Below are 12,175 nucleotides of genomic sequence, written 5' to 3'. Positions count from 1 at the left end.
AATTGAGAAATTAATTAAAGTGACGTTTTGTTTTTTTTGTCGCTTGATGAGTTGCGGGATCATCAGGCCAAATATGCTTGGGATACCGTCCTTTCATTTCTTTTTGTACTTCTTTGTATGAACCACTCCAAAACCCAGCTAAATCACTGGTCGTTTGCAGCGGTCTTTTAGCTGGAGATAATAACTCCATCACTAATTTCTTTGTTCCTTTCGCTAATAACGGCGTTTGAGCTTCACCGTAGACTTCTTGCATTCTAACTGAAATTTTAGGATCAGATTGCAACTCATAACAGATCTTTGCCTTTGTCCCTGTAGGTAATAAATAATGTGTTGGAAAATACTCATTAATCAGCTTTATCTTATCCCAACCAACATACGCTTCTAACACATCAATCAGATTAAGGCTTTTAAGTTGCTTATCGCTTTTAATCCCATTCATAAAAGGCAATAGCCATTCATCAACCTTCTCAAGCAGGTCACTTTCCCGCATAGCAGGGAGAGAAATTTCGGGCAACCACTCACAACAACACAATAAACGGGAATGTAACGCTTGAACGTCTTTATTCCAATCCAAACACATCAAGCCTTTTCGTTTGAGCATACTAAGTAATGCGAAAGATATTTTTTCAGGATCAGGTGAACTTATGCTTTTCCTTTCAAGAATTAGTCTCCCTAGATAACGTCTATTTTCAGCCACCATCCTGCTTGATTTTTCATCCCAATCAACATATTCATTTTCGGTGATTAAATGAGATGCGGCGTTCATTAATGATGATTTAGATAATGATGCCGCAAGAAATACATAACTTCGATTTTGATTGCCTTTTAACAAATCCACCACGACTAGATAATCACTTTGTGCAATAGACTCAATTTCATCCATTTGAACGCCATGACCATTTGCTAATTGAAATTGCCCTATAGAACCTTTAGCCATCGCTAATCGTTCTGGAAACCCAACAGCAAGAACTTCGCCAATAATATCTATAGACGCAAGTTTGGCCTCTTCTTTTACGGATAGTAATTTTGCTAAACGTTGAATACGCTGTTGATAATAAGCTTGCTTTGGATACTTACCATCAATCAATAAAGAAAGATGAAAGCTCAAATCTTTCGAAGAAATAGATTTTGCAGGTTCTTCAATAATAGGAAGTAAATACAAAGCAGTATGCAAGTATTCAATTGAATGCTGTTGAGCTTGTAAAATAATAGCCGCAAGTCTAGGTTCAAGGCCTAATCGTTGTGATTGCTCACCAAGTGCAGTCAATTGACCCTGTAAATCAATAAATCCTAATTGACATAATAAAGAACGAGCCTGTTCCGTATTTGCAGTTGGCGGTGGTGTTAACCACTGTAAATCGAGTGGATTCGTCACCCCCCACTTAGTAAGCTCTAATACCAAAGAAGATAAATCTGAAGATTCAATTTCTGGTGATTGCAGTAAAGCTTGTTGCAAGTATTGCGACTCACTGTATAAACGAATGCAAATACCCACCTCTAAACGTCCTGCGCGCCCTTTTCTTTGCTCTGCAGATGACTGTGCTATACGTCTATGCTCTAACTTTGTAATGCCAGTTTTAACATCAAATGTGGCTTTACGTTCATAGCCACTGTCAATAACAATCCTTATCCCTTCAATCGTCAAACTGGTTTCAGCAACATTGGTCGCTAACACCACTTTACGTTGCCCTTTAGCCGCAGCTTTTAGAGCTTGCTGTTGCTTTCTAGGATCAAGCTGACCATACAGGGGGGCAATCACGATATCAGAAGGAAGATCGCTTAATCGCTCTTCTAACTGCTTTATTTCACCAACACCAGAAAGAAACACAAGTATCGAACCTCGCTCATCGCTAAGAGCTCGACGAATTGTAGATTCAACCGCTTCGACTATTCTTTGGTTTACTTTCAAGGGTGCATAGAAGGTCTCAACAGGAAATAATCGACCGTCAGACTCAAGATAGAGAGCCATAGGTAATAAACTTTTTAGTGATTCTTGATCTAACGTTGCCGACATGACTACTATTTTTAAGTCATCCCTTAAGGCTTCTTGAACCTCAAGAGAAAAAGCCAAAGAAGTATCAGCATGTAAACTACGTTCATGGTATTCATCAAATATTAGTAGCCCTACCCCTGATAATTCAGGGTCAGCTTGGATCATTCGAGTCATCACACCTTCAGTTACGATCTCTAAACGAGTCTTTGAACTGACTTTAGTCTCACCTCTCACTCTAAAACCAACTTGCTCCCCCACTGACTCACCTAGTTGAGAAGCTAAATAATTAGCTATATTTCGCGCAGCCAACCGTCTAGGTTCCAACATAATGATTTTACCCTCAATCACATTTTCTTTTAACAGCATTAAAGGCAGATACGTAGATTTACCTGCGCCTGTAGATGCTTTTAAAATAATTTGAGAATGGTGACATAACCCTTCAATTAATGACGGGATCACTCTTTCAATAGGTAACTGTGACAATCGTTTCGCCTTATGGCATTATCTCGAATTAAACCATTGTACAAAAAAACAGTAGTTAAATGAAATTTGAACCTGAATTAGAATCTGGAGTGTTAATAAAACGCTATAAACGCTTTTTAACCGACATTGAATTACCAGATAAAAGCGAGCGAACTATCCATTGTGCCAATACTGGTGCGATGACTGGCTGTGCAACCCCTGGCAATACGGTGTTTTTTTCGACATCCAGTAACCTAAAGCGCAAATATCCTAATAGTTGGGAGTTAAGCGTCACAGAAAAGAATCACACAATATGCGTTAATACCATTAGAGCGAATCAACTCGTCGTTGAAGCAATTCAAAATAAACAAGTTGATGAGCTAAATGAATACAACACACTTAAGACAGAAGTGAAATATGGTTCAGAAAATAGCCGTATTGATATTCTTCTTAGTGAAGATTCATTACCTGACTGCTATATTGAAGTGAAGAGCGTTACTTTATTAGGTAGGGAAGGTCAGGGTTATTTTCCTGACGCAGTGACCACTCGAGGACAAAAACACCTACGAGAACTGAGTGAAATGGCATTAAATGGAAAAAAATCCGTTTTATTTTTCGCTGTTTTACATTCAGGTATTGAAAAAGTATCAATCGCACACCATATAGACCAAAAATATAATTCTTTATTAATAGATGCGATTGAAAGTGGGGTTACGGTTCTCTGTTACCAAGCAGAGATGTCACCAAAAGAGATGAAGATCGTGCGTAAGCTACCTTTTAGTATTTAGTTGCTTTAATAAGCAATCATTACATTCTTTTTAAGAAAAGTGCTACGTTCTTGCTACTAGATCTCAATTGGTGTATTCAATATTTGATTGCCCCTTTTCTTTCTGTTATAGATAGCGGCCTCATTGGCTGGTGAAAGTCAAAGACGTTTAGGAGAAGCTGTAATGCCTGAGAGCAATACAAAAAGAACGCTAGGTATTCTAGCTATCGCTGGTGTTGAACCTTACCAAGAAAAAACTGGTGAAGAGTACATGGGCCAAGCTCAAGTTGAACACTTTACTAAGATTCTAGAAGCTTGGCGTAATCAACTTAGGGATGAAGTTGCACGCACAGTAAATCACATGAAAGACGAAGCAGCGAATTTCCCAGATCCAGTAGATCGCGCCGCTCAAGAAGAAGAATTTAGTTTAGAACTGCGTAATCGTGATCGTGAACGCCGTCTAATTAAAAAAATTGAAAAAACACTAAACAAAATTGAAGAAGAAGATTTCGGCTTCTGTGATTCTTGTGGTGTTGAAATCGGTATTCGTCGCCTAGAAGCACGCCCAACCGCTGATCTTTGTATTGACTGTAAAACACTTGCAGAAATCAAAGAAAAGCAAATGGCTGGCTAATACCAATCAAAATAATAAAAAGGGAGCGCTGGCTCCCTTTTTTACGTTTATACAGTGATATACGATGACTACTCAATACATAGGTCGCTTTGCACCATCTCCATCAGGCCCATTGCATTTTGGTTCTCTTGTTGCTGCTTTAGGCAGTTATTTACAAGCAAAGTCTCAACAAGGCCAGTGGCTAGTTCGTATTGAAGATTTGGACCCACCTAGAGAAATCGCAGGTGCGTCAAGTCTAATTATCGAAACCCTAGCAAGCTATGGATTTGAATGGGATGGTGAGATTGTTTATCAGAGCCAAAGACATGATCTTTATCAATCTCAAATCGACCAATGGGTTAAAGAGCATAACGCGTATTTCTGTCAATGTACTCGTAAACAAATCAAGGAGGATGGTGGATTTTATTTAGGGCATTGCAAACATAAGCAACATCCAAAAGAAAGCGCTTCCGTCCGTCTTGTTATGCAACACCCTGTTGAATCATTTTCTGATATGAAACATGGCACTATTCAAATACCATCTCAATTAGCTCAAGAAGATTTTATTATCAAACGTCGGGATGGCTTGTTTGCTTATAATCTAGCAGTTGTATTGGATGATATTGAACAAGGAATAACAGAAGTCGTTCGAGGGGCAGATTTAATTGAACCTACAGGACGTCAAATCTCTCTTTATCGTCAATTAGGTAAAAAAGAAGTCAGTTATCTTCACTTACCACTTGCTGTTGATGATTCAGGGAATAAACTATCAAAACAAAACTATGCTCCTGCTATTGATAACGCGGATCCAAAACCAACGTTACTTGCTGCGTTACAATTCTTAGGTTTTTCCTTACCAAAGGACATAGAAACCGCCACATTGAATGAAATTTTTCAATGGGCAATCAAAAATTGGCAACTAAAACAGCTTCCAACTGGGCTTGAGATCACTACCCCATTCTCAAAACCTGCAATTTAAGCTATGATGTGCGCCTATTTTTGACTGCTCACTTGAATATCGAGGTAAATTATCTTTAATCAAGTTGCCCGTTTTTGTCGTAATTTACTCAAAAACAACAGTGATATTTGCTCTACAGAGGATTTGAAACTGAACGTAATCACACGCCAAGAACATAATATTTCACGTAAAGACCTTAGCGATAATGCGCTAAAAGTACTTTACCGTTTGAGCAATGCTGGATATGACGCCTATCTAGTAGGCGGAGGTGTACGCGATATTCTTCTAGGCCAAGAACCTAAAGACTTCGACATCGCTACAAATGCCACACCAGAGCAAATCAAAAAACTATTCAGAAACTGTCGATTAATTGGTCGCCGATTTCGTCTAGCTCATATTCTTTTTGGTAGAGATGTCATTGAAGTGGCGACTTTCCGTGGTCACCATAAAGAAGAAGAGTCAGAGAAAAAAAACATATCATCTCAATCTAAAGAAGGCATGCTATTACGTGATAACGTATATGGCACAGTTGAAGAAGATGCACAGCGTCGTGATTTCACAATAAATGCAATGTATTACAATATTGCTGACTACTCGATTCACGATTATGCCAACGGTATTGAAGATCTAAATAACGGCATTGTACGTTTAATTGGTGATCCTGAAACGCGTTACCGTGAAGACCCAGTTCGTATGCTTCGAGCGGTGCGATTCGCTGCTAAATTAGATATGACGATTTGCGATAAAACGGCAGAACCAATGGTTGAGTTATCACCACTATTGCGTGATATCCCTGCCGCTCGTTTATTTGAAGAGTCACTAAAATTACTGCAAGCAGGTAAGGGGCTAAACACCTACTACATGCTACGTAAGTTTAATTTATTTCAGCAATTGTTCCCTGCGCTTACTCCTTTCTTAACTGAAGAAGGTAATAGCCCAACAGAGCAAATGATCGAACTAGTATTACGCTCAACAGACAAGCGTATTAATAGTGGCAAGCGTGTTAACCCAGCCTTTATGTTTGCAGCAATGTTATGGTATCCATTAACAGCTAAAGCGCAAGAAGTGCAAGATGAGAATCCAAAGTATGATCACTACGAATCCATTATGGAAGCGTCTAATATCATGCTTGATATTCAAGTTAAAAGTACTGCGATTCCACGCAGACTAACCGCGACTATTCGTGACGTTTGGCAACTTCAGCTTCGACTTCCTCGTCGTAATGGAAAACGCGCCTTTGTTCTTATTGAACAGCAAAAGTTCCGAGCTGCCTATGACTTCTTAGAAATGCGTGGGGCGGTCGAAGGTGGGGAAGTGAAAACTTTAGCTGATTGGTGGACTGAATTCCAAGATGCCCCAGCCCCACATCGTAATAACATGATTCAAGGTTTACATGGCGGTCGTTCTACAGGTACACGCAAGCGTCGTAGTCCATATCGTAAGAAAAAAAGAGCAAATAACGACTCATGATCAAAGTAATTATTGCAATTGGGAGTAATCTTGGAAACCCAGTAGAGCAGGCGAAAGTTGCGATTGAAGCACTTCATCACCTGCCAAACTCTAAAGTGACAGTAACGTCTTCGCTTTACAGTAGCTCTCCAATGGGCCCTCAAGATCAACCCGATTACATTAATGCCGTTGTTGAGCTTGAAACAAACCTTGAACCTCTTGACCTACTTGACCTCACTCAAAAGATTGAGCTTGAGCAAGGTCGTGTTCGTAAAGATGAACGTTGGGGACCAAGAACCCTCGATCTCGATATTATTTTATTTGGCGATCAAACGATCGACAATGAGCGATTAACGGTGCCTCATTACGGCATGAAAAAACGTGAATTTGTTCTTTATCCGCTCGCAGAAATTTATAACGATTTAACATTTCCAGACGGAACAACACTTTCTCAACTACTCAAAAAAGTAGACAGAAATGGCTTAACGATTTGGAAAGCGTAATCGCTTCTAGTAAGGATGTTTTATGAAAAAAATCTCTATTAATGACTTAATGAAATGGAAGCAAGAAGGTCGTAAATTTGCAACAGTAACGGCTTACGATGCTAGTTTCTCTCAACTATTTGAACAGCAAGAAATGCCTGTTTTACTTGTTGGTGATTCATTAGGTATGGTTTTACAGGGTAAAAATGACACATTACCTGTAACAACAGAAGAGATCGCTTACCATACTCGCTGTGTTCGTGCAGGGAGCCCAAATAGCTTAGTAATGGCTGATATGCCATTCATGAGCTATGCAACCCCTCAACAAGCCTGTGAAAACGCTGCTAAATTAATGCAAGCTGGCGCTAATATGGTGAAAATTGAAGGTGGTGAATGGATAGCAGAAACGATTAGCATCCTTGCTGAACGTGCAGTACCTGTTTGTGCACATCTTGGTTTAACGCCTCAATCAGTTAATATTTTTGGTGGTTTCAAAATCCAAGGCCGTAATCAAGAAAAAGCAGATCAAATGGTAAAAGATGCATTAACGCTTGAAAAAGCAGGGGCTCAAATTATTTTACTAGAATGCGTTCCGGCTTCACTTGCTGACCGCATCACTAAAGCATGTAAAGTTCCAGTAATTGGTATTGGCGCAGGTAACAGCACTGATGGTCAAATCCTAGTTATGCACGATATGTTTGGTATCTCTGCGAACTACATGCCTAAATTCTCTAAGAACTTCTTAGCTGAAACCGGTGATATGCGCACCGCGGTAACTAAATATATTCAAGATGTTGAGCAAGGGCTATTCCCTGCTGCTGAACATACATTTAATTAAGGAACGTAATGGACATTTTTTCTGAAATTCTGCCATTACGTGAGCAGATTAAAACATGGAAACGTGAAGGAAAGCGTATTGCTTTTATTCCTACCATGGGCAATCTGCATGAAGGTCACCTTACCCTTGTTCGCACTGCACGCGAACACGCAGATATTGTTATTGCGAGTATTTTTGTTAATCCAATGCAATTTAACAATGTTGATGATTTAACGAACTATCCTCGTAGCCTTGATGATGATGTAGAGAAACTAACGGCTGAAAAAGTAGATTTAGTTTTTACTCCTACTCCTGAAATCATGTATCCAGAAGGATTAGATAAACAAACAACGGTTGATGTTCCTTTTATCTCGACTATCTTAGAAGGCGCTTCTCGTCCTGGGCACTTTAAAGGTGTTTCTACTGTTGTAAATAAGTTGTTTAATATCGTTCAACCTGACGTTGCTTGTTTTGGCGAGAAAGACTTCCAACAACTTGCTCTTATCCGTCAGATGGTGATTGATATGGCCTTAGATATTGAGATTGTAGGCGTTGCTACGGTGCGTGAAGCTGATAGCTTAGCTATGAGCTCACGCAATAATCTTCTGACATTAAATGAACGTCAACGAGCTCCCGTTTTAGCGCGCACAATGCGTTGGATCAGCAGTCAAATGCGCGGTGGTCGTACAGATTACGCTTCACTAATTGAAGATGCCAGTGATCAACTGCGTGCGGCTGATTTACAACCTGATGAAATCTTCATTCGTGATGCAAGAACACTTCAAGAGCCAAACGAAGAAACAACTCAAGCCGTTATCTTAATGGCAGCCTTTCTAGGCCAAGTTCGATTAATCGATAACTTGGTTGTTGAACTTCATATTGCAGCAAACGAAGAAGAAACAGAAGAGTAGTTCTAAATCTATCACCATATTGAAAAGGGCTGATGATTATTAATCATCAGCCCTTTTTTAAAACATATCCCTTAGCTTCTTAAGCCGGTTCCCTTTGATATTAAACGAAAAGCAATAGCGTACAAAGCAAGAATAAAAACCGTTAACACAGAAAAAGCAGTTCCAATACCTACATCCGACACCCCTAAAAAGCCATAACGGAAAGCGTTCACCATATAAACAATAGGGTTTAACTTTGATACTCCTTGCCAAAACTCAGGCAATAAATTAATAGAGTAAAACACACCACCCAAATACGTTAATGGCGTTAAAATAAAAGTAGGGATAATACTAATATCATCAAATGTTCTCGCAAAAACGGCATTAATTAATCCACCTAAAGAGAACACAATTGATGTCATTAATACGGTTAGCATTATTACACCAAGGTGAGCAATTTGAATATCAACAAAAAACAGTGATACGCAAGTAACTAAAGCTCCAACCAATAGTCCACGAACAACACCACCGCCAACAAAACCTGCAATAATGATGTAATTAGGTACAGGAGCAACTAATAGCTCTTCTATGTTCTTTTGAAATTTAGCACTAAAGAATGAAGAAGCCACATTAGAGTAAGAATTCGTAATAACTGACATCATAATCAAGCCTGGAACAATATATTCCATATAACTAAAACCACTCATTTCACCAATTCGAGAACCAATCAAGTTACCAAAAATAATAAAGTAAAGAGTCATGGTGATCGCAGGTGGTACAAGCGTTTGTACCCAGATACGAGTGAATCGATTTATCTCTTTAGAAATAAGACTTTTAAACGCAGTCCAATATAAATTCATCATTACTTAGCTTCTCCATTACGAACAATGCTGACAAATAACTCTTCTAATCGGTTCGCTTTATTTCTCATAGAAAGCACATTGACACCTTGATGATTCAATTGCTCAAAAAGGTAATTCAATCCTTGAGACTTATCGATTTCAACCTCTATAGATCCTTCTTTACTGCTTGTTACTTTCGCGCCTTCTAGCTGAGGAATAGGGCTACCTTCAGCCAAATCTAAAATAAAGGTCTCAACTTGAAGCTTATTAAGCAGCAGTTTCATTGAGGTATTTTCAATGACTTCCCCTTTATTAATAATCCCGATATTCCTACATAGCATTTCCGCTTCTTCAAGGTAATGCGTTGTTAAAATAATAGTGACCCCTTGTTCGTTGATCTGTTTTAAAAACTCCCACATAGAACGACGCAGTTCAATATCAACGCCCGCTGTTGGCTCATCAAGAATTAATAACTTTGGCTCATGCATTAATGCACGAGCAATCATCAAGCGACGCTTCATACCACCAGATAAATTACGTGCTCGATCATCTTTTTTATCCCAAAGATCGAGTTGAGATAAGTATTTTTTAGCTCGCTCTTTAGCAAGAGTTCGAGATACACCATAATAGCCAGCTTGTTGTATAACTATCTGTTGCACCGTTTCAAATGGATTAAAATTAAATTCTTGAGGTACTAATCCAATTTGTTGCTTTGCTTGAACCAGATGAGTACCAATGTCATGACCAAACACCTTCACTCGGCCAGAGGTTTTATTCACAAGTGAACTAATAACCCCAATAGTAGTTGATTTCCCAGCCCCATTTGGTCCTAACAAAGCGTAAAAATCACCTTCTTCAACCGTTAAATCTACGCCCTTTAGAGCTTCAAAGCCTCCGGCATAGGTTTTTCTTAATTGTTCTATTTCTAATGCGTACATATATTTACCTAGCACCTAGATTAAGCATCTATTAATACAACTAGCTTATCGTTGAATGACGATGAATGCAATTGCATGATTGCGATTAATCAAAACAATCTATTACTAAACGTATTGAATCATCAAAAAAGAAATCGCTTGGATAAAAAATGGCTAAATATAATATTTAGCCATTTTTAAAGTTCAACTCACACTCCTAATCAATATTGGGCGAGACTTGTTTAATCGCTGATTTAAGTGCTTCATAACGAAAAGAATAGGTTTTTTGCTCCGGAATTAAATCTAAGATATGGAATTTTTCTAACTGCATTCTCGTATTCTCATTAGGGCATAGTAAGTACACTTGGCAATCTGTATCTAACGCATCTTTAATTGCATTCTCTAAGGCTAAGCCAACAGTAACATCAATCATCGGCACATCCGTTAAATCTAAGATCATCACCTCATAGTCAGAAATACTACTATGTTGACGTGAGATCGCCTTTGACACACTAAAGATCATCGGGCCAGATAGATAGAAGAACAATACTTTTCCGTTTGCCTTATCAAGCAGCGCTCTTTCACTATCTGTTAAAGGTACGTCGTCTTCATCAGCATCACTAATTGCTTTAACTTGTCTTGCTTGTTCACGACTCAACCTTTCGATAATAATAATGTTTGAAATAAAAACACCAAGACCAACCGCAACAATCAAATCAACAAATACCGTCAGTAGCATTACGCCATACATGATCGCCATACCTGCAAAACTTACTTTATGCGCTCGTTGGATAAAACTCCAATCCAGAATATTAAAACCAACATATACAGCAATGCCTGCCAATACAGCCATTGGAATAGGTTCAGTTAACCCACCAGCGACTAATACGACTAAAGCAAGTACTGCAGCTCTAAATACACCTGATAAAGGAGAACGAGCGCCAACCTGAATATTCGTTACCGTTCCCATTGTTGCGCCCGCCCCCGGTAAAGCACCAAATAGCCCAGAGATCATATTAGCCAAACCTTGACCTCGTAATTCTTTATCTGAATCATGCTCTTTACGAGTTAAAGAATCGCCTATAACTGCGGTTAACAACGTATCAATACACCCTAATGTCCCCAAAACAAGTGCATCAATCACCATGGTCATAAACATATCACTGTTAATGGTAGGAATGACAATGGAGGGCAAACCGGCAGGGATCTCTCCAATACGGCGAATAGAACTCATATCAAAGATAATGACTGAAATGAAGGTTACTGCGACTAAAGCGACTAATTGCGCAGGAACATATTTACGATAATGCAGGGGAAAAAGAAACAGAACTGCGAGCGTCAGTAAGCCAAGAAATAATTCTTTAATGTCTAAGTTAGCTAATGTATCAGGTAAAGCAGTAAGCGTACCCATGACACCACCAGATGGCGCCGCATGACCCAGTAAAGGTGAAAGCTGTAAGATAATGAGAATAACGCCAATCCCAGACATAAAGCCTGAAATTACACTGTAAGGCATTAATGTAATGTATTTCCCTAGCTTTAATGTCCCCAATAATATTTGGAAAGCACCCGCCATCATTACGACGGTAAAGGTCATTGCAATTCCAGTCTCAGGGTATTTAGCAACCATACTGGTTAAGACCGCGGTCATAATCACGGTCATTGGCCCGGTAGGTTCCGAGATCAATGTTGAAGATCCACCGAATAAGGACGCAAAAAAACCAACCATTATTGCGCCCCAGAGACCCGCCTCTGCTCCTGCTCCTGAAGCAACACCAAACGCCAACGCTAATGGCAATGAAATGATGGCGGTTGTAACGCCACCAAACAAATCACCCTTTAGATTTATATTTTCAAATCGTTGCCCAAACACAAATCACTCCCTGCAATAAATAATGGTAACTTTGTTATGTTATTTGTTTTTATAAATAATGAACTCAAAGATAAGATACTTAATTTAACAAATGTAACTCACCTCTCATAACG

11 protein-coding genes are annotated in these 12,175 nt (G+C 39.1%); 7 read left to right on the top strand and 4 right to left on the bottom strand.

Translation table 11 applies throughout. The features are described 5' to 3' along the window. Positions 1 to 10: 10 nt before the first annotated feature. Positions 11 to 2,476: an ATP-dependent helicase HrpB gene (hrpB, locus tag AC2IP4_RS01990; protein ID WP_486310506.1), complete on the bottom strand. Its 2,466-nt coding sequence runs from the start codon at positions 2,474 to 2,476 to the stop codon at positions 11 to 13. 59 nt (positions 2,477 to 2,535) lie between these two features. Between hrpB and sfsA the strand changes: the two genes are divergently transcribed. From sfsA to panC, 7 genes are all read left to right on the top strand, one after another. Continuing rightward, positions 2,536 to 3,243 (top strand): DNA/RNA nuclease SfsA, encoded by a 708-nt coding sequence (sfsA, locus tag AC2IP4_RS01985; protein ID WP_105055468.1) that lies wholly within the window; start codon positions 2,536 to 2,538, stop codon positions 3,241 to 3,243. Positions 3,244 to 3,405: 162 nt separating this feature from the next. After that, complete coding sequence (gene dksA, locus AC2IP4_RS01980) at positions 3,406 to 3,855, top strand: RNA polymerase-binding protein DksA (protein WP_105055469.1); 450 nt, start codon at positions 3,406 to 3,408, stop codon at positions 3,853 to 3,855. Between the two features lie 64 nt (positions 3,856 to 3,919). Further along, positions 3,920 to 4,813: a tRNA glutamyl-Q(34) synthetase GluQRS gene (gene gluQRS, locus AC2IP4_RS01975; RefSeq protein WP_105055470.1), complete on the top strand. Its 894-nt coding sequence runs from the start codon at positions 3,920 to 3,922 to the stop codon at positions 4,811 to 4,813. A gap of 123 nt (positions 4,814 to 4,936) precedes the next feature. Next, positions 4,937 to 6,262 (top strand): polynucleotide adenylyltransferase PcnB, encoded by a 1,326-nt coding sequence (gene pcnB / locus AC2IP4_RS01970; RefSeq protein ID WP_105055471.1) that lies wholly within the window; start codon positions 4,937 to 4,939, stop codon positions 6,260 to 6,262. Continuing rightward, complete coding sequence (folK, locus tag AC2IP4_RS01965) at positions 6,259 to 6,744, top strand: 2-amino-4-hydroxy-6-hydroxymethyldihydropteridine diphosphokinase (protein WP_375321204.1); 486 nt, start codon at positions 6,259 to 6,261, stop codon at positions 6,742 to 6,744. Before pcnB ends, folK begins: the two co-directional genes overlap by 4 nt. A 22-nt stretch (positions 6,745 to 6,766) precedes the next feature. Next, on the top strand, positions 6,767 to 7,561 hold the full coding sequence (gene panB, locus AC2IP4_RS01960) for a 3-methyl-2-oxobutanoate hydroxymethyltransferase (RefSeq protein ID WP_375321205.1): 795 nt from the start codon (positions 6,767 to 6,769) through the stop codon (positions 7,559 to 7,561). An 8-nt stretch (positions 7,562 to 7,569) separates the two neighbouring features. Continuing rightward, a complete protein-coding gene (gene panC / locus AC2IP4_RS01955) occupies positions 7,570 to 8,451 on the top strand; it encodes a pantoate--beta-alanine ligase (RefSeq protein WP_375321206.1) in 882 nt (293 codons plus the stop codon). 71 nt (positions 8,452 to 8,522) lie between these two features. On the opposite strand, the gene AC2IP4_RS01950 is transcribed toward panC, so the two are convergent. From AC2IP4_RS01950 to AC2IP4_RS01940, 3 genes are all read right to left on the bottom strand, one after another. After that, positions 8,523 to 9,293, bottom strand: coding sequence for an ABC transporter permease (locus tag AC2IP4_RS01950; protein ID WP_375321207.1), 771 nt, complete (start codon positions 9,291 to 9,293; stop codon positions 8,523 to 8,525). Further along, positions 9,293 to 10,210, bottom strand: a complete 918-nt coding sequence (locus tag AC2IP4_RS01945) for an ABC transporter ATP-binding protein (RefSeq protein ID WP_375321208.1) — start codon at positions 10,208 to 10,210, stop codon at positions 9,293 to 9,295. The genes AC2IP4_RS01950 and AC2IP4_RS01945 overlap by 1 nt, the downstream gene beginning before the upstream one ends. 196 nt (positions 10,211 to 10,406) lie before the next feature. Further along, on the bottom strand, positions 10,407 to 12,062 hold the full coding sequence (locus AC2IP4_RS01940; protein ID WP_375321209.1) for a SulP family inorganic anion transporter: 1,656 nt from the start codon (positions 12,060 to 12,062) through the stop codon (positions 10,407 to 10,409). Between the last annotated feature and the right edge of the window lie 113 nt (positions 12,063 to 12,175).

It is taken from the genome of Aliivibrio thorii, assembly GCF_057368585.1.
This window is presented reverse-complemented; position numbering and strand designations above follow the sequence as displayed.